Here is a 19467-nt window from a genome sequence, read left to right on the forward strand (position 1 = left end):
GGCTAGTGCTTATTACTTGTTTTAAATATTACTAATCATTAATCCATTTTCTAGTAATATTTTCTAGATCTGGAATATTAATAGGTTTAGGTAAATAATCGTTCATTCCTGATTCAAAGCATTTCTCTTTTTCACCTATTAATATTCCTGCTGTAATGGCTATTATAGGAATGTCTTGGTGTTTGTCCATTGCTCTAATCTCAATTGTTGCTTCGTAACCATTTTTATTAGGCATTTGTACATCCATAAAAATAATATCTAGAGGCAAATTTTTAAACTGTTCCACGGCTTCATTACCATCATAGGCTTCATATATGGTTGCATTAGGTAAAATTCGCTTCATTAGCGTTTTTGCTAAGAGCATGTTTATTTTATTATCCTCAACGATCAGTACATTTTTAAAACTCAAGATCTTGAGAGGTTCCTTATTAGGAATAACTTCATGTGCTATCTCAGGTAGTTTTTCGTATTCTTTTACAACTGCTTTTTGAAATTTTATCGTGAAGAAAAACTCACTTCCTTCTCCATAATTACTATCTAATTTTAGTGTACTGTTCATTAATGCTAGCAATTGATTAGAAATGGTTAAACCAAGTCCAGTACCTCCAAATTTTCTGCTCGTAGAGGTATCCTCTTGAACAAAGGATTTAAATATTCTTTTTTTATTGTCTTTCTTGATTCCTATTCCTGTGTCTTTTACTGAAAATTTAATTTTACAAAAATTATTATTAATTTCAGTTATAGCAGCTACTTTAAGCTTTATAGTTCCTTCACTAGTAAATTTTAAAGCATTACTCAATAAATTGACTAATATTTGTTTTAATCGCACTGCATCAGCCAAAATATATTCGGGGACATTTTTAGCTATGTTTAATTTAAGTTTTATATTTTTTGAAGTTGCTTGGTGTTTAAACAAATCAATTACTTGATTATTGAGTGCAATTAAATTGACTTTTTCTATGTCTAATTCTAATTTTCCAGATTCAATTTTAGAAAAATCGAGTACATCATTTACAATTTGCATTAATGATTTAGCCGACTCATTTACCGTTGACATGTATTCAAACTGGTTCATTTTTAAATTAGACTGCATCAATAAATGTGTAAACCCAATAATTCCATTCAATGGTGTACGTATTTCATGACTCATATTCGCTAAGAAATCTGTTTTGGCTTTATTAGCTGACTCCGCTTGCTCTTTGGATTTCTGAATCTGAATTTCCATTTTCTTGCGCTCTGTAATATCAATAAAACTTATTACAACCTCAACAATTTCACCTTTGCTATTCAACATAGGATAGCCATTAACTAAAACCCATTTTGTGTTTTTATGTTCAGACTTGTAAATGCCTATTACAACGTTTTTTATGGGTTTAATGGTATTCAAAATTATACGTATGGGATAATCTGCTTCTTTAATAACTGATCCTTGATCATCTAGAAATTCCCATAAGCTACTATTTTTTTTCTTTTCAAGAATATTTTTTAAATTCAAACCTAATATTTCAGAAGCTTTTTTATTACTCATAATTACCGAAGCATCAGCAGCATGCACAATAATTCCAGCATCTAAATTATTTAGTAAACCTCTATAACGTTCTTCACTTTTTTCAAGAGCAAAGTCTCCTTTTTTAGCATTAGTAATATCTCGAGACAAACATATAAAATGCGTATCCCCATTTTCATTTACTTTCATGGGAGCAACTGATAGTTCAAACCAGTGTGTACCATCAGGAAGTTCAAGAGTATATTGCTTTCCAGTTGAAAAACCTTTTTTAGAAGCTTCCTCTAGAGCAGACAAACTTACTGCTGTAACATTAGGTGGTAAAATATCTTCAAATTTCTTTCCAATAAAATCCTCAGCTGGCATGATTAACATACTTGAATGGTGCGAGTGGAAATTGTAAAAATACCCGTCAATTCCTACTTCAAAAAGTAAATCAGGAATAGCGTTAAGAATACCTTCAAGTTTTTTATTAATATTTTTAAATTCCAATTCTGCTTTTTTAAGATCAGTTACGTCCAGCATTGATCCTATAAAACGTGTTGGCTTTCCTTTTTCATCTCGTACAATTACAGCACGTTCATAAAAATAACCATAACTACCATTTGCTTTTTTAAAACGGAATTCATTTGACCAAGAATTAGAACTACTTAAGTAACATTCTTCAATACTCTTTATGATTCTATCCTTGTCATCAGGATGCAACTTAGATCTCCACAAAGCTTTATTCTCCTCAGTGGTTAAATTTTTATTATAAGAGTTCAAATTATCGTAGGACACTTGATTGTGCCAATTTTTACCTGTAACAAAATCCAATTCGAATATCGCATCATTTGTTGCTGATGAAATCATTTCAAATCGCTCATTGGCTTTTTTAGTACCTTCTTCGGCAATTTTACGCTCTGTAATATCAGTGATAGTACCTATGTAACCTACAACCTCGTCATTTTTATCTTTTTCAGGAATTGCTTGCCCCATTACCCATCTAATTGTTCCATCAGGCCTTACAAAACGATATTCCGAAAATGATTTTTCTTGTTTATTATTAGCAATTTCCCAAGAACTTATCATTGCTTTTCTATCGTCCTCATGAACGGTATCAAGCCAACCATACCCTAAAGCTTGCTCATAAGGATATCCTGAAATTTGTGTCCAACTAGGATTTACATAAGTAGTTAGTCCCGAAACATCAGTACGAAAAATTCCAACAGGTGAGGCCTCTGTAAGGGTATGGTATCTTTTTTCGCTTTGAAAAATAGCTTCTTCTACTTTTTTACTTTTTATGTCTTTTTCAATTACTTCTAATGCAAAAGCAACATCTCCAGTGGCTTCTTCCAGCAATTTAATTTCTTCTGAATCGAAAAATTGTTTCTCATTCGAGTAAAAATTAAATACACCTACAATTTTTCCAAACTTTTTTATAGGCAATGACATCATGGAGTTGTATCCACGTTTTAAAGCATCTTCTTTCCAAGGTTGCATGACTTCATCATTTTGAATATCATTACAAACTACATAATTACCATCATTTATGACAGTACCTACTGGTCCTCGAGCCCCAATATCATCGATTAGAATTTTTTCAAGTAACTCAATATAACCTAAATCATCACCAGCCATCATCACTGGTTTTACTTTTCCAGTAGTTTTAATTATTTTTCCAATCCAAACCATTTTAAATTTACCAAAATCAATAGCAATTTTGCAAGCCTCTTTAAACAAGGTTTCCTCATCTGTTGTTCTAACAATCATTTGGTTAATTTGACTAATAAACAAGTAGAGTCGGTTATTCTTAATGATTTTTTGTTCAGCAACAATTCTATCCGTGATATCAGTAACAATACCATGACAAATTACAGTTCCTTCAGGTTCAAGAACGGGCAATGAATTTACTTCATGCCAAACAAGCCCTTTTGTGGGATGAATGTAACGGTAAACCACTTTTAGTGGTACAAAAGTACTTTTTGTAATTCTGATTTTCTCTATAACATTTTCAACATCATCAGGGTGTATTAAATCAAACATTTTACTAGAGTCCTCTTTTATATCATCAAAACTAAAACCATAAATAGCTTTAATTGACTCACTAGCATAAGGATAGCTTAAAGAACCATCTAAATTTTGACGCATAGAGTAGATTAAACCAGGAGAGGTAGCAGCTATTTTAGCAAAAACATCACGTTCTTTTTTTAAAATTGTATCCGAAATTACTTTATCAGTTACATCTCTAAAATTGGCAATAATCCCCTCTACAGTGCTGTCATGAAATCTATTACTAATAACTCCTTCCAGCCAGATATAATGCCCTTTTTTATGTTTTACTTGGAACAAAGCTGGAATTATTTTTCCAGGATTTGCAACAGCTTCTTTTATATTGCCCTGTATATAATCTAAATAATCAGGGTGAAAATAATCCTCATCAGGAATAACGCTAAACTCTTCATCGGTATAGCCAGTAATCCTTTCTGAAGATGGGCTACGGAATAGAACATTTAATTTTTCATCAACAACAGTAATGATACCTTCATTGTGTTCAACTAAGGCTCGAAAACGTTTTTCGCTCACCTGAAGTTCATTTTCTGCTGCTTTCTTAGCCGTTATATCTCTAAAGAAGTTTGATATTCCATCTTTGGATGGATAAATTTGGTTCTCTATCCAATACTTATCATTATGTAAATATTGAAAACAGGAATATTGCTGACTTTTTAACGTATTATGAAACGCTGAATATAGCTCTGAATCAACAATTTCAGGAAATTCTGTCCAAATGCACTTTCCAATCATATCAACAGGATTACGCTGTAGCATTTCACCTGCTTTTTTATTCATATACGTATAGCACCAGTTGTTATCGAGCGCTACAAAGGCATCTGTAATTCTATCAAGTATAGAATTAATAAGATCTTGATTTTCTTTATTAATGGTAATATCTTTGGCGAAGCCTAAAATTCTATTTTCTGAAATTCTTACGGCTTCAATAGCCCTCCAGCGGTATTCTCCGTTTTTATTTTTGCCTCTAACTTCTGACTTTGCTACTCCGTTCACAGAAATATTTGCAAGAAAAGAATGAATTAAATCATTTTGTTCTTCAGGGTTTGTCAAGTCTCCAAATCGTTTTTTTAATAGTTCTTCTTTAGTAAAACCAGTACTTATACAAGCCGCTTTATTAACTTCTAAATAATAGCCATCATTATCAACTACAAAAACTGAATCAGGAGCATTCTCAATATATTCTCTAAATTTTGAGTTACCTTCCTCTTCAGCAAGTTTGAGTTTTAAAGCAACTTCTCTATTTTTTTTCTCTTTAAGTTTTTCTTGAGTTTTTCTCTTTTCAGTTATATCTTGAGTATTTCCTCTAATCGCAATAAATTTTCCTTTTTTATCAAAAACAGCAACTACTTTAACATTGATACATTTTGTGGTATGCCTTAAAAACAATTCATAATCAAGTTCAAATGGCAGTTGATCCTTTTTTATTTGTTCTATCTTATCTTTAAAAAGTAAAATTTGATCGGGTTTTAATTTTTTTTGGTAAAGTCCAAAGAGATCCTGATTTGCAATTTTTTCTATTTCATAAATGGCATACATTTCATCAGACCACAATAATTGATTTGAATCTAGACTTAATTCCCAAGAACCCATTTTAGCAATTTGCTGGGCACTATTTAATAAATTTTCGCTTTTTTCTAATTGCTCAGTTGCCTTTTTTAAATCTGTAACATCTCTACCTATTGCATAAAATATTTCACGTGAAGTACTTTCAAAACTAGACCATTGAATAATTACAACTTCACCCGTTTTAGTGATTAGTCTGTTTTCAAAGTTTTTAGCAATTTTACCTGATGTCATTCCTGATAACTCCTGTATTGATTCATCGATATCATCAGGATGAATAAAATCAATTATCTTTTTGTTTTCAACCTCGTGTTTACTGTATCCTAATATTTTTTTAAACGTAGGATTAACTTCCTTATAATAGCCGTCAATTCCTGCCATACAAATCAAATCATTTGACTCTTCAAAATAACGGTCAAAATTATTTTTTAATTTATTTTTTTCTTGCAAACGCAGTAATTCTTCCTCTTGATTTTTTACAATTTTAAGAAGCTCCTCGTGACTAAGTTTAGAAAAGGTTGAACTCATAAATGACAAACTAGTTATACTTAGGTTAAATATAGCAAAATATAATAATAAATGCATGAGCTCTTTTCAAAAAAAAAAATAGTGTGCTGCCTATTTTACTCAAACAATAGCTATAAATTACTATGATCTGTAAAACAAATCGTTTTATATCATTATTTATAAAAACAATATTAGTTACTAAAATCAATAATAGTTCTCTGGTACTTACCTCTATTACCACTAATTACATTTATACTGTCAATGTCTTATACAGCAGAACTACCCAAAAGCATTTTAGAGCCTATTCTGAAATGCTTTACTATTTTATTTACCAAGTGTGACTATTGTTACTGTGGAGCCCTTATTGCAAAATTATCTTTGTGTAATAATTAGAAATAAAAATGATGAAGAAAATAAATTTAATAGTACTAGTAGGAACAATTTCGATATCGACTTACAGTTATGGTCAAGAAACGTTGGCTATTTCTAAAAGTGAGCTTTCGCAAAAAGTGACTGAAAAAAATTTACAAATTAAAATTGCAAACCAAGAGTTTAAATCGGCACAAGCCGATTACAGACAATCGAATGCTATTTTCTTACCGAATATTACCGCCTCACATACTGCGATTACTACTACAAATCCTTTAATGGCTTTTGGATCTAAACTGAATCAAGAAATTTTGACCGCTTCCGATTTTGATCCGAATTTATTGAACAATCCAAATCGTATTCAAAATTTTGCTACCAAATTTGAGATTCTACAACCTTTAATTAATGTAGATGGAATTTATGGTCGTCAAGCAGCTAAGGCTAAAATGAATGCTTTTGCATTACAAACGGAGCGCACCAAAGAATACCTTGAGCTAGAAGTAAATAAATCATTTATGGAATTGCAACTGGCTTACAAAGCAGTTTCGGTTTTAGAAAAAGCAAATACTACTGCCGATGCTAACTTGAAATTAATAGAAAACTATTACAAACAAGGAATGCTGCAAAAAACAGATTTATTGTCGGTTCAAGTGCGTGTAAATGAAGTAAAAAATCAATTGCAATATGCTAAGAGTAACATTCAAAACGCTTCTGATTATTTGGCTTTTTTACTAAACGAAAATATTGGAGACAAAATATACAAACCAACAGAAGAATTAGAAAATAGCATTACGATTGAAAGCAATGCAACAACTCTTTCTGAAAATCGAAAAGATATTCAAGCCATGAATTTATCGACTACAGCTTATCAAAAAATGATGTTGTCTAGCAAAATGAATTTCTTACCAAGATTAAATGCTTTTGGTAGTTACGAATTGTATGATGACTCCTTATTTGGAACCGCTGCCAAAGGATATACATTAGGTGCGCAATTGTCATGGAATGTTTTTGATGGTTTTAAATCGATAGGAAAAATGGAAAAAGCAAAAGCTGATTTTCAGAAAGCCGAAATTGAAACCCAACAATACAAGGCCAAAAGCCAATTGGAGTTAAACAAAACCAATCGTCAGATAAAAGATGCTGAGAATAAAGTGAATCTTGCCCAATTGGATCTAGAACAATCACAAGAAGCGTACAGAATAAGAAGTAACCGTTTTACTCAAGGGTTAGAAAAAACAACCGACTTATTACAAACAGAAACACAAATGTTCAAAAAGGAATTAGACTTTTTGCAAGCGGTTTTTGAATACAATTTCACCCAACAATATTTACAGTTTTTAACAAAATAAACAGCATAAACAAAAAATTGAAACACATAGAATCATAGAAAAACACATTGCAAAGACTTTCATAGGCATTTTATTTTCACATAGCTATGTGGAACTATCCGAAAGCATGGCTTCTAAATTAAAAGTGTAAAAACTATGTCTCTATGTGTTTACAAAAAAATCAAAGCAAACCTCTTAAATCATACAAATGAAAAAAATATTTATACCAATTATAGCCGTAGCGATTTCGACCTTAACTTCTTGCAATGGTGAAAAGAAAGAACCAGTAACCGAATTGCCTGCCATTGCAGTAAAAGTAAGTGGTGTTTCTGAAAATGATAACAGTCCGTTTGTAAGTGCTAGCGGAAAAATCGAAGCAGAAAACAGTGCTAATTTAAGCACTAGAATGATGGGATATGTTACCAAAGTAAATGTTATTGTAGGACAAAAAGTAGCCGCTGGACAAACGCTGGTAAGTATCAATAATACCGATTTGCTAGCCAAAAAAGCACAAGTTGACGCAAGTATTTTACAAGCAACGGCTGGATATAATAATGCTAAAAAAGATTACGATCGTTTTATGAATTTGTTCAAGCAGCAAAGTGCATCACAAAAAGAATTGGATGATATGACCGCTCGATACGAAATGGCAAAAGCAGGATTGGAAGGCGCCAGACAAATGCGAAATGAAGTCGTAGCACAGTTTAAATACTCCAACATTACGGCTCCGTTTTCGGGCGTGGTAACCAGTACTTTTGTTAAGGAAGGTGATATGGCCAATCCAGGAATGCCTTTAGTAAGTATTGAAGGGGCATCAAAACTACAAGTGACGGCAATGGTATCTGAAAGTGATATTACAGCAATCAAAAAAGGGATGCCTGTTACTGTTTTGGTCAAATCGAGTAACGACCAACTTACCGGGAAAGTAAGCGAAGTAAGCATATCTGCCAAGAATACTGGTGGACAGTATTTAGTTAAAATTAATTTGGACAAAGCAGATGCCTCGGTATTATCAGGCATGTTTGTAAACGTTCAATTTCCAATCGAAAAACAACAAAACGCCTCTAAAAGTGATGTAATGTTGATTCCAGAAACGGCTTTGATAAAACAAGGACAACTTACTGGATTATATGTGATAGGTAACGATAGCATTGCCATATTAAGATGGTTGCGTATTGGTAAAACTTTTGGGAATCAAGTCGAAGTACTTTCTGGATTGGCTGCAAATGAACAATACATTGTTTCGGCTGAAGGAAAATTGTTTAATGGTGCAAAAGTTAGTATTCAGTAATTAGTGTTCAGTAAAAAATAGTTCTTAATACTGCGTGAGGGATAGCAGTGGAAATCCTTTATGTTTTTTCTTTAAAAACATAAAGATTGCAACGAATAGCCCGACCCGACCTTTTGAGAGGGTCACGCCCAAATAAATAAAATATTATGCAAGAAGGAATTTCAGGTAAAATTGCCAATTTTTTCATCAATTCAAAACTAACTATTTTGATGATGGTGGGTTTGATGATCATTGGGGTTTATAGTTCTTTTCTGATTCCAAGAGAAGAAGAGCCACAAATTAATGTGCCAATGGCTGACGTCATGGTGGGGTATCCAGGAGCGAGCCCTACGGAAGTTGAAAGTCGTGTGGCCAAACCGCTAGAGAAAATTATTTCGAATATTAAAGGGGTTGAGCACGTGCATACAATGGCTATGAACGGTCAAGCGATGCTTATTGTTCAGTTTTATGTTGGTCAGGATGTGGAGCGCTCGTATGTAAAGTTATATGACGAACTAGCAAAGCACGAAGATATGTTCCCAAAAGGAGTGTACAAACCGATGGTAAAAACACGTTCTATTGACGATGTGCCGATGTTGGGTATTACGCTTTGGAGCGAAAAAATGGACGATTTTCAATTGCGCCAGATTGCCGAGGAAGTAACATCGGAAATTGAAAAAGTAAAAGATGTTGCCATCACTAAAGAAATTGGTGGACGTAGCAGAACCTTAAAAGTGGTTCTAGACAAAGATAAAATGGCCGAAAACGGTGTGGATGCCCTAGGTATTATGCAAATGATTCAAGCCAATAATGGTAGCTCACAATCAGGTAGTTTTGTCAATCAAGACCAAGAATATTTGATTACAACAGGTAAATTTTTAACCTCAGCAGATGATGTTGAAAATCTAGTGGTTGGGGTTAACAAAAATTTACCTGTGTACCTAAAACAAGTAGCTAAAATTGAAGACGGACCTTCAACAGCTAGCAACTATGTCTCTTTTGGATACGGAAAAGCCAACAATGAATACAAAGCAGATCCATCTGAATATCCTGCCGTTACGATATCTGTAGGTAAAGTAAAAGGTGCCGATGCAATGAAAATCTCGGAGAAAATTATTGAAAAAGTAGGCCATTTAAAATCCAATTTGATTCCGAATGATGTGCATGTTGAGGTAACTCGTAATTATGGAGAAACAGCCTCAGACAAAGTAGGCGAATTATTGCTGCACTTAGGAATTGCTATTTTGGCGGTAACTATTTTGGTAATGTTTGCTATGGGATGGCGCGGTGGATTGGTCGTGTTCTTCTCGGTTCCGTTAACATTTGCATTGACATTGTTCAGTTATTATATGCTGGATTACACCCTGAACCGTATCACGCTTTTTGCTTTGGTATTTGTGGTAGGTATTGTCGTGGATGATAGTATTATTATTGCCGAGAATATGCACAGGCATTTTAAGATGAAGCGACTCCCGTTTAAACAAGCCGCTATTTATGCGATAAACGAAGTAGGAAACCCAACGATTTTAGCCACATTTACCGTAATTGCCGCTATTTTACCAATGGCATTTGTATCTGGAATGATGGGCCCTTATATGAGCCCAATGCCAATTGGAGCATCGATTGCAATGATATTATCACTTTTTGTTGCCTTAACGGTGACGCCTTATTTAGGATATCATTTATTGCAAGAAAAAGACGATCAAGAGCACAAACATGCCGAAGGTCTTGAAACCAATTTTATTTACAAAATATACAACAAAATTGAGCGCCCATTGCTAGAGAGTAGTGCCCGAAGAAGAATTCTTGTTGGAATTACCGTACTACTTTTAATAGGTTCTGTTGGAATGTTTTTTGGTAAAGCCGTTTTGGTAAAAATGTTACCTTTTGATAATAAAAACGAGTTCCAAGTAGTAATTGATATGCCCGAAGGTACTACGCTAGAGCGAACTGCCGCAGTAACTAAAGAGATTGCACAATATTTGACTACCATTCCAGAGGTGGTTGATTACCAAAACTACATAGGAACATCGGCGCCAATTACCTTTAACGGATTGGTACGCCATTATGATTTGCGTGGAGGAAGTAATATGGCAGATATCCAAGTGAATTTGTTGCACAAAGAGGATCGAAAATTACAAAGTCATGATATTGCCAAAACAGTGCGTCCGAATATTCAAAAAATTGCCCAGAAATATGGTGCAAATGTAAAAATTATTGAAGTTCCGCCAGGGCCTCCTGTATTGTCAACATTGGTTGCTGAGGTTTATGGTCCTGATTATAAAGATCAAATAAAAGTAGCGCAACAAGTAAAAGACATTTTGCATAAAACAGATGGCATTGTAGATATTGACTGGACCGTTGAGGACAATCAAGTCGAATACAAACTAGAAGTGGATAAGGAAAAAGCAATGCTAAACGGAATTGCACCGCAACAAGTAGTTGGGAATTTGACTTATTTATTGAAAGAATATCCTGTCTCTGACTTATATGCTGAAACTTCAAATGATAATGTAGGGATTGTGCTTTCGCTTGACGACAAGGATAAAACAAGCTTGCAAGACATTCAGAACTTGAAAATAAAAGGAAGTCAAGGCAATATGATTCCCGTAAGTGATTTAGTAAAAGTAGTTAAAGGAACTTTACAAAAAACCATTTATAGAAAAGATCAAAAAAGAGTGGTTTATGTTACGGCTGATATGGCTGGAGCACTAGAAAGTCCTGTTTATGCCATTCTTGGAATGACCGAGAAACTAGACAAAATGAAAATTCCAAAAGGGTACAAAGTCAATGAATTGTACATGGAACAACCCACAGACGAAAGCGATTTCACTGTAAAATGGGATGGAGAATGGCAGATTACTTTAGAAGTATTCCGTGATTTAGGTGTTGCTTTTATGGTTGCCATTGTGATTATCTACATGTTGATCGTGGGATGGTTCCAAAATTTCAAAACTCCAATCGTAATGATGTTGGCTATTCCGTTATCGTTAATCGGAATTGTATTTGGACACTGGTTGCTAGGCGCTTATTTCACAGCAACTTCTTTTATTGGTATGATTGCCTTGGCAGGAGTTATGGTTCGAAATTCTGTTTTACTGATCGATTTTATCGAAATAAGATTGAATGATGGCGTAGCATTAAAACAAGCCATTATCGAGGCTGGAGCAGTAAGAACCTCTCCTATTCTATTGACAACAGGAGCTGTTGTAATAGGAGCTTCTATCATCTTGTTTGACCCTTTGTTTCAAGGATTAGCAATTTCGCTAGTATTTGGAGCTATCGTTTCAACTATTCTTACGTTAATTGTAGTGCCTATTATTTACTACATCACAGAGCGTAAAAAATGGGAATCCTCCCCCAACCCCTCCGAAGGAGGGGAGAAAGAACCTAAAAAAGAAAATGATATATAATTAACTACTCCAATTCCCTCCAAAAAAGGGAGGGAATTGGGATAATTCTAAAACACTATGAAATTACTCATTATAACAGCTATATCATCATTTGACAGCGAAGTAAAAAGAATGCTAAAACAATCAGATGTAAAAACCTTTACTTATAAAACAGTAACCGGATTTAAAGATCTATCCGAAGAGGCAATTGAAAGCAATTGGTTTGGAAGTGAAAGCAACGAAAGTGAATCCATCCTTTACTATGCTTTTGTAAAAAAGGAAAAAGTTGACTCCTTTTTTGAACTCGTTAATACATTTAACAACGAACAAAAAACTGCTTCTCATATTCAAATAGCTGTATTGAATATCGAAAAGTCAAATTAATAATTTATTTAGAGAAAGAATTTCCTCATCACTCGCAACAACACTATGAAAAATAAAGTTTTTAGAATCCTCGTAGGATCGTTTATACTGATCAGTCTATTATTATCTGTTTACGTCAATCAAAATTGGTTGTGGTTCACAGTATTTATAGGCGTTAACCTAATCCAATCCGGATTTACAAAATGGTGCTTATTAGAAACTATTCTATCCAAATTAGGATTAAAAGACTAAGGTAGTTACACCTCAACAACAACCCGATTTGCGTCAAGCTTATCGGGTTTTTTCATGTCTGTTTTTTGGGCGCCCCCCCGCCTCCACTACGTTCTGTCGGGGTCGGGCTATACGTTTCAATCTTTACTCCACTCCGTTCCGTAAAGGATTTTCACTGCTATCCCTCACGCAAAACACCACCTACACCATCATCCTATGTTTGTATAATTATTAAATTAGACAATTAACCAAGAAAAGTAAAATGGGTAAAGAACAAGACTGTTGTTCGTCATTTGTCATTAAGACCGTTCGCAATGTTAGTCACTTTACCCTTCTATTTAAAACTTGAACAGATCATTAGGCCAATTGAGCCTGTATTTAGGATTGATAAGTAACAAGTAGTATGCTTTTCGAATAAAATATTCATTATGTGTAAAATAATAGGAATCGACATTAGTAAAGAAACTTTTGATGTTGGATTTATAAATGATTCCAAATGGTGTCATTTTGTATTTGAGAACACTGAAAAAGGTTTTCGCAAGTTATTAAAAGAAGTAGATTTAACCGACTGGATTGTTATGGAAGCATCGGGACCTTATTATCTTCAGTTAGCATTATTTTTTTACAAGAAGCAAATAAATGTATCTGTTTTAAATCCATTAATAATAAGAAGATATAATCAAACTAGACTGTATAGAGCTAAAACAGATAAGAAAGATGCTCAAACAATCGCAGAGTATGGAGCTCAATATGATTTAAAAAAATGGAAACCTGAAACAAAAAGTATCATTGAAATCAAACAGCTTTATACTGCTTTGGAACTAATTCAAAAGGAGATAAATCAAAGTAAACGGCAATTAGAAGCATTTACCTCGGCAGGGGTACTATCTAAAGACTTGGCTACTACTTTAAAATCAATAATTAAATTTTTAAAAGCTAAAAGCACCAAGTTAGAACAACAAATAGAAGTCAAAGCAGAGCAATTTTACAAATCAACTTTAGAACGTTTAAAGAGTATTCCTGGTATAGGAACTAAGACAGCGATCATGTTAACAGTCATAACAAATGATTTTGAAAAATTTGAAAACCACAAACAGCTCATTGCTTATGTAGGTTTTAGCCCAAGGCTCTATCAGTCAGGTACAAGTGTAAGAGGGAAAGGGCATATTTGTAAAATGGGAAAGTCTCAAATAAGAAAATTAATGTACCTGTATAGTTGGTCTGCGAAAAGATGTAATCCTGATTGTGTCAAAATGTATAATCGACTTAATGAAAAAGGAAAACCAGAGCGGGTTATAAAAATAGCTTTGGCTAATAAATTATTAAAACAGGCTTTTTCAATAGTAAAAAACCAAACATATTATTCTGAAAAGTTTATAGATAAAGCTTGTTTTTAAACACAGATCATTGCGAGCGAAGCAAAGTAAACTCACAATCAAGAGCACACAAACGGAGCAACGATGTTTGATTGCTTCGAAACTAATAATGAGATCCTTAAAAAAATAGCAAAAAAAAACTCGTATTATATTACATTTTTTTTACATGACACTTATACAAAGTGCGTTGCAAAAATTAGTAATATTATACGAGTAATTTAAATTATTGTTTGGGAATTATTTACAAACAATTTCGCTAAGAACAGTTGATGTGGTCGCTTGCTCTAGAGTGTATTCGCTTTCTTTGTACAATACAAATTTATCTATGGCATGTCCCGTAGAACGTGCAGAAACCTCCATTGTGTATTCAGCTGCAGTTGTAAATTTTACAAAAATATTATGAGAATCATTGTCAGATGTGCTTGCTTGCCATTTAAAATCTAAATCGTTTCCGCTTCTATAAATTTTAAACCAACCATCAGTAGAAGTTCCATTAGGAGTAGGCGTTTTTCCCGATCCACCAGGATAAACTATACTACCTGAAGTTTTTTCTCCATAAAAATCATTAGCATCATTAAATCGCAACCAAGAATCATTATGGTCAGATCCTGATGTTCCTGTTTTTATCGCTGATCTCCAAACAAAACGGTAAATCCCTGGATTATTGACCTTAATTTTAAATTTTGTCAACCCTTTTCCAGGCGTTCCTAGACTCTGTGCTCCGTTCCAAACCATATAGCCTTTTCCAGAGCTATTTTTATCTGTCTTTACTAATTCCCAATCCGTCGTGAATGCCGCATCTTCAAATTCAACGTTTATTAAATTGTCTTTCTCTACAAAAACAAAATTTTCAGGATTGTCGCAAGTTCCTTCAACTGGAAAATCACAGCAGTTGTCTACTTGTTTTTCTTCATCTTCATCTTTAGAACAAGATAAAAGGGTTAAAAGGGTTAGGGTAAAAAGGGATGCTTTTGATAAAGTAACTTTAAAAATCATAGTTAAGTGTTTATATTTTGAATTATAAAACGATAAAAATAGGATTTATTGTGTAAATCACTCCCATTACTAAGAATAGTATAAATTAAAGCCTCTATTTTAAAAAGTGAGTTACATACTTTCAAATTAATTCTCCTTACCTTTTTTTACTTAAAAGTAATTTTTGAAACATCGCTATAAAAATGTAACCTTATAACATAGGTAGTATTCTTTTTATTTTTGATATGTATAAAATTTATCTTAGTCTTATTTAAAAGCCATTCTTAATTATTTATGGCTGTATTTCTTTCGATAAAAAAAAATTAACAAATTAATAACTCAATATTTGTATATACAACTAAATAAGTTGTTACATTTGTACCAACAAATAACATATACGGAATATGAAAATTGAAGAAATTATAAAAACAAATGTAACACTTACTAATTCGAAAAGAATTATATTAAATGTGTTGTATACTCAAAATATAATCGCTGAAAAATTCAATGAAGTATTAAAGCCTTATGACTTATCTAGCGAGCAATATAACGTGCTGCGAATATTAAGAGGCCAAAATGGTAATCCTATTAATATGTTTGTAATTCAGGAAAGGATGATTGCAAAAACCAGTAATACAACTCGGTTAGTAGACAAATTGTTATTGAAAGAATTTGTAACTCGTAAAGTTTGTCCTGATAATAGACGAAAAATTGAAGTTGCCATTACTCAAAAAGGACTTGATGCACTCACACAGTTAGAGCCTAAAGTAATTGCCCACGAAAATCATTTTGCAAAGAATTTAAATACTGAAGAACTCGAATTATTAAATATTTTAATCGAAAAATACCGAAACCAATAAATAACAACATTATGAGTACATTACTTGACAAACAAAATTGGCGCTATGCAACTAAAAAATACGATAGCACTAAAAAAATAAGTACTGCTGATTTAAATTTTTTAAAAGAAGCAGTTCGTTTAAGCGCTTCTTCGTATGGTTTGCAATTATACAAAGTTTTAATTATCGAAAGCGATGATGTAAAAGCCAAGTTAATTGCTGCTGCTTACGGACAAACACAAATTACGGATGCTTCTCATATTTTTGTTTTTGCCAATCAAACAAATGTTGGTGATGTTGAGATTGAATCTTACATTAAGAATATTAGTGAAACTAGAGGAATACCTACTGATGCTTTAGTTGGTTTTTCTGACTTAATGAAAGGTGCCGTTAGCGGAATGACTGAAGAGTTTAAAAATATTTGGACTACAAAACAAACTTACCTAGCTTTGGGTAATTTATTAAATGCCGCGGCTGAATTGCATATTGACGCAACACCAATGGAAGGTTTTAATGCTGCTCAATTTAATGAGATATTAGGACTAGACAAACTCAACTTGAATGCAGCAGTTATCGCTCCTGTGGGATACCGTCACAATGAGGACGATACACAACACTACAAAAAAGTTAGAAAATCAAACGAGGATTTATTTATTACACTATAATTATATATCAATTTTAAAATCAAACAAATGAAAAATTTAAAATCAATTGCATTAGCATTAGTATTAGTTTTTGCTACAGCAACAGTATCAGCACAAACAAAAAAAGTAGACGCCGCAAAAAGCACCATTAACTGGTTAGCTAAAAAAGTAACAGGTGAACACAGCGGAACAGTAAACCTAAAAGATGGTGCACTTGTATTTAAAGGAGATAAATTAGTTGGTGGAACTTTTACTACTGACATGACTTCATTAACTGCAACTGATTTAACCGGAGAATATCTAGCTAAATTAAACGGTCACTTGAAATCAGAAGATTTCTTTGGAACAGAAAAATTCCCAACTTCAGTTTTAGTTTTCAAAAAAATTGGAACTAAATCTAAAGGAGTTTATGCTGTGGTTGCTGATTTAACAATCAAAGGAATTACAAAATCAGTTTCTTTTGACATGACTGTAAACGGAAACACTGCAACTACTAAATTTATGGTAGACAGAACTCAATATGATATCAAATACAACTCTGCAAGCATCTTTAGTTCAATAGGTGACAAAGCTATTTCAGACGAATTTGAATTGGCTGTAGCTTTAAAATTCTAATACTTTTTTCAAGTATATAATAAAAAACCCAGCAAGTAATTGTTGGGTTTTTTATTTCCACAGCTTCTACAGATATTAAAGTTTTATAAATTTTAATATTTATTGTTTTAATATGATTGTCATATAAATATATTTTCTATCTTTGACTTATGAAAACAATTACAAACAATACTTGGTGGTGGAACAATTTACGTCAAACGTCGTGAACTAAGCACCTATGGTATTTTTTGAATACAAATATAAAAGGCTTGTCATCACGACAAGCCTTTTTCCGTTTTTATACTTTTAAATAAATTATAAATCATCAAAATTTATTCGCATTGAAATCATTTAAATTAAATACTAAATACAAACAAATTCTAGCAGACACCATTACGCCTGTTAGTATTTACCTTAAAATTCGCGACAAATTCCCTAATAGTTTGCTTCTAGAAAGTAGCGACTATCACGGCGGAGACAACAGCTTCTCCTATATTTGTTGTAATCCCATAGCCTCTATAAAAATTGAAAACGAGACAATTTTAAAATCATATCCTGACGGAACTTCCGAAAAGATCTTTATTACTGAGCAGACTTCTATTCCTGAAATAATTCAAGAATTCTCTCATGAGTTCACATCAGAGAAGAACGATTTTAAATTTATAAACAACGGTTTGTTTGGATACCTATCTTATGACGCTGTTCGTTATTTTGAAAAAGTAACAATCGCAAAAAAAGAAAATAGCAACACTATTCCTGATGTTTATTACGCCGTTTATCAAAACATCATCGCTATCAATCACTTTAAAAATGAAGCTTATTTATTTTGTCACAGTCTAGATGAAGACACTAATAATCTTGCTGAAATAGAACAACTCTTGCAATCACGCAACATTGCTTCTTACAAGTTTACAAAGGATGGTGACGGTTTCTCTAACCTTACAGATGATGAGTTCAAGCACAATGTGGCTTTAGCCAAAAAACACTGTTTCCGTGGAGACGTTTTTCAATTGGTTTTATCACGTCGTTTCACGCAAGGTTTTAAAGGCGACGAATTTAACGTATACAGAGCTTTAAGAAGCATCAATCCTTCACCTTACCTATTCTTCTTTGATTATGGTGATTTTAAAATTTTTGGGTCTTCGCCCGAAGCGCAAATTATTGTTAAAGATCGTAAAGCCGAAATCCATCCTATTGCCGGAACTTTTAAACGCACCGGAGATGACGAGAAAGATGCTGTTTTAGCCAAACAATTATCTGAAGACAAAAAAGAAAATAGCGAACATGTCATGTTGGTTGATTTAGCTCGAAATGACCTAAGCCGCAACGGACACCATGTAAATGTAGAGCGTTATAGAGAGGTGCAGTTTTTCTCTCACGTGATTCACTTAGTTTCTAAAGTTACAGGACATTTACACGATAAAGCAACAACAATGCAGGTCGTAGCGGATACTTTTCCAGCAGGAACGTTAAGTGGAGCACCTAAAGTAAGAGCGATGCAACTGATCGAAGATTATGAAAAAACAAACCGCAATTTCTACGGTGGCGCTATCGGATTTATGGATTTTGAAGGTAACTTTAACCATGCAATTATGATTCGAACTTTCCTAAGTAAAAACCACCAACTCCATTCACAAGCCGGTGCAGGAATTGTAGCAAGCTCTGACGAAGAAAGCGAAATGCAAGAAGTCTACAACAAGCTAAGAGCATTGAATACAGCATTAGATTTGGCTGAAACAATATAATCCCCTAACCCCCGAAGGGGGAATTAAAATTTTTAATTAAGACAAAAAATGACAAAAGCAAATACATCCTCTGCATCAGTTTCCCCTTCGGGGGCTAGGGGGAAAATACTAGTTATAGACAATTACGATAGTTTCACTTACAATCTAGTGCACTACTTAGAAGATTTAGACTGCCAAGTGACCGTTTATAGAAACAATGAGTTTGCAATAGATGATATTGCTGATTTTGATAAAATACTACTTTCTCCAGGCCCAGGAATTCCAGATGAAGCTGGCTTGTTGAAAGCTGTGATTGAAAAATACGGACCTACAAAAAGTATCTTCGGGGTTTGTTTAGGACAACAAGCCATAGGAGAAGTATATGGCGGAACACTATCTAACTTAGATAAAGTATACCACGGCATCGCTACTAATGTTAAAACAGTAGTAGATGACGAACTTTTATTCGAAGGATTGGGTAACGAATTTGAAGTGGGACGTTACCACTCATGGGTAGTAGATGCTAATCTACCTGATGTTCTAGAGGCAACCTCATTTGATGAGAATGGTCAAGTAATGTCACTACGCCATAAAACCTATGATGTACGTGGGGTACAATTTCACCCAGAAAGTGTGTTAACACCAAACGGAAAAAGAATGTTAGAGAACTGGGTAAATATCCTCCCCCCGACCCCCTCCGAAGGAGTGGGAGCCAAAACGGAACTAGATAATTGAT

At 33.5% G+C, this 19467-nt stretch carries 13 protein-coding genes; 11 read left to right on the forward strand and 2 right to left on the reverse strand.

What is annotated here, in order from left to right:
* Positions 1 to 31: 31 nt before the first annotated feature.
* Positions 32 to 5647 carry a PAS domain S-box protein gene (locus HNP99_RS13580; protein ID WP_173853923.1) on the reverse strand — a complete coding sequence of 1872 codons (5616 nt, stop codon included), beginning with the start codon at positions 5645 to 5647 and terminating at the stop codon, positions 32 to 34.
* A gap of 383 nt (positions 5648 to 6030) precedes the next feature.
* On the opposite strand from HNP99_RS13580, the gene HNP99_RS13585 reads away from it, so the two are divergent.
* The 6 genes from HNP99_RS13585 (at position 6031) to HNP99_RS13610 (ending at position 13976) form a co-directional block, all read left to right on the forward strand.
* Positions 6031 to 7344, forward strand: coding sequence for a TolC family protein (locus HNP99_RS13585; RefSeq protein WP_173853958.1), 1314 nt, complete (start codon positions 6031 to 6033; stop codon positions 7342 to 7344).
* A 187-nt stretch (positions 7345 to 7531) separates the two neighbouring features.
* Positions 7532 to 8614, forward strand: coding sequence for an efflux RND transporter periplasmic adaptor subunit (locus tag HNP99_RS13590; protein ID WP_173853924.1), 1083 nt, complete (start codon positions 7532 to 7534; stop codon positions 8612 to 8614).
* 146 nt (positions 8615 to 8760) lie between these two features.
* A complete protein-coding gene (locus tag HNP99_RS13595; RefSeq protein ID WP_173853925.1) occupies positions 8761 to 12006 on the forward strand; it encodes an efflux RND transporter permease subunit in 3246 nt (1081 codons plus the stop codon).
* Between the two features lie 57 nt (positions 12007 to 12063).
* Positions 12064 to 12369 carry a hypothetical protein gene (locus HNP99_RS13600; RefSeq protein WP_173853926.1) on the forward strand — a complete coding sequence of 102 codons (306 nt, stop codon included), beginning with the start codon at positions 12064 to 12066 and terminating at the stop codon, positions 12367 to 12369.
* A 45-nt stretch (positions 12370 to 12414) separates the two neighbouring features.
* On the forward strand, positions 12415 to 12600 hold the full coding sequence (locus HNP99_RS13605) for a YgaP family membrane protein (protein WP_091087227.1): 186 nt from the start codon (positions 12415 to 12417) through the stop codon (positions 12598 to 12600).
* Between the two features lie 407 nt (positions 12601 to 13007).
* A complete protein-coding gene (locus HNP99_RS13610) occupies positions 13008 to 13976 on the forward strand; it encodes an IS110 family RNA-guided transposase (protein WP_173853927.1) in 969 nt (322 codons plus the stop codon).
* A 216-nt stretch (positions 13977 to 14192) separates the two neighbouring features.
* On the opposite strand, the gene HNP99_RS13615 is transcribed toward HNP99_RS13610, so the two are convergent.
* Positions 14193 to 14951: a hypothetical protein gene (locus tag HNP99_RS13615; protein WP_173853928.1), complete on the reverse strand. Its 759-nt coding sequence runs from the start codon at positions 14949 to 14951 to the stop codon at positions 14193 to 14195.
* Between the two features lie 383 nt (positions 14952 to 15334).
* Between HNP99_RS13615 and HNP99_RS13620 the strand changes: the two genes are divergently transcribed.
* From HNP99_RS13620 to HNP99_RS13640, 5 genes are all read left to right on the forward strand, one after another.
* Positions 15335 to 15790 carry a MarR family winged helix-turn-helix transcriptional regulator gene (locus HNP99_RS13620; RefSeq protein ID WP_173853929.1) on the forward strand — a complete coding sequence of 152 codons (456 nt, stop codon included), beginning with the start codon at positions 15335 to 15337 and terminating at the stop codon, positions 15788 to 15790.
* An 11-nt stretch (positions 15791 to 15801) separates the two neighbouring features.
* Positions 15802 to 16434, forward strand: a complete 633-nt coding sequence (locus HNP99_RS13625; RefSeq protein WP_173853930.1) for an NAD(P)H-dependent oxidoreductase — start codon at positions 15802 to 15804, stop codon at positions 16432 to 16434.
* Positions 16435 to 16461: 27 nt separating this feature from the next.
* Positions 16462 to 17028: a YceI family protein gene (locus HNP99_RS13630; protein WP_173853931.1), complete on the forward strand. Its 567-nt coding sequence runs from the start codon at positions 16462 to 16464 to the stop codon at positions 17026 to 17028.
* Between the two features lie 320 nt (positions 17029 to 17348).
* A complete protein-coding gene (locus HNP99_RS13635) occupies positions 17349 to 18752 on the forward strand; it encodes an anthranilate synthase component I family protein (RefSeq protein ID WP_173853932.1) in 1404 nt (467 codons plus the stop codon).
* Positions 18753 to 18800: 48 nt separating this feature from the next.
* On the forward strand, positions 18801 to 19466 hold the full coding sequence (locus HNP99_RS13640; RefSeq protein ID WP_173853933.1) for an anthranilate synthase component II: 666 nt from the start codon (positions 18801 to 18803) through the stop codon (positions 19464 to 19466).
* The last annotated feature ends 1 nt before the right edge of the window (position 19467 follow it).

This window comes from Flavobacterium gelidicaeli, assembly GCF_013294005.1.
Taxonomy (GTDB): Bacteria; Bacteroidota; Bacteroidia; order Flavobacteriales; family Flavobacteriaceae; genus Flavobacterium.

Excerpts from the sequence above, each read along its gene's own strand:
- HNP99_RS13625 (WP_173853930.1), top strand. The coding sequence starts at position 15,802 with ATGAGTACATTACTTGACAAACAAAATTGGCGCTATGCAACTAAAAAA.
- HNP99_RS13600 (WP_173853926.1), top strand. The coding sequence starts at position 12,064 with ATGAAATTACTCATTATAACAGCTATATCATCATTTGACAGCGAAGTA.
- HNP99_RS13640 (WP_173853933.1), top strand. The coding sequence starts at position 18,801 with ATGACAAAAGCAAATACATCCTCTGCATCAGTTTCCCCTTCGGGGGCT.
- HNP99_RS13630 (WP_173853931.1), top strand. The coding sequence starts at position 16,462 with ATGAAAAATTTAAAATCAATTGCATTAGCATTAGTATTAGTTTTTGCT.
- HNP99_RS13610 (WP_173853927.1), top strand. The coding sequence starts at position 13,008 with ATGTGTAAAATAATAGGAATCGACATTAGTAAAGAAACTTTTGATGTT.
- HNP99_RS13595 (WP_173853925.1), top strand. The coding sequence starts at position 8,761 with ATGCAAGAAGGAATTTCAGGTAAAATTGCCAATTTTTTCATCAATTCA.
- HNP99_RS13585 (WP_173853958.1), top strand. The coding sequence starts at position 6,031 with ATGAAGAAAATAAATTTAATAGTACTAGTAGGAACAATTTCGATATCG.
- HNP99_RS13620 (WP_173853929.1), top strand. The coding sequence starts at position 15,335 with ATGAAAATTGAAGAAATTATAAAAACAAATGTAACACTTACTAATTCG.
- HNP99_RS13590 (WP_173853924.1), top strand. The coding sequence starts at position 7,532 with ATGAAAAAAATATTTATACCAATTATAGCCGTAGCGATTTCGACCTTA.
- HNP99_RS13605 (WP_091087227.1), top strand. The coding sequence starts at position 12,415 with ATGAAAAATAAAGTTTTTAGAATCCTCGTAGGATCGTTTATACTGATC.
- HNP99_RS13615 (WP_173853928.1), bottom strand. The coding sequence starts at position 14,951 with ATGATTTTTAAAGTTACTTTATCAAAAGCATCCCTTTTTACCCTAACC.
- HNP99_RS13580 (WP_173853923.1), bottom strand. The coding sequence starts at position 5,647 with ATGAGTTCAACCTTTTCTAAACTTAGTCACGAGGAGCTTCTTAAAATT.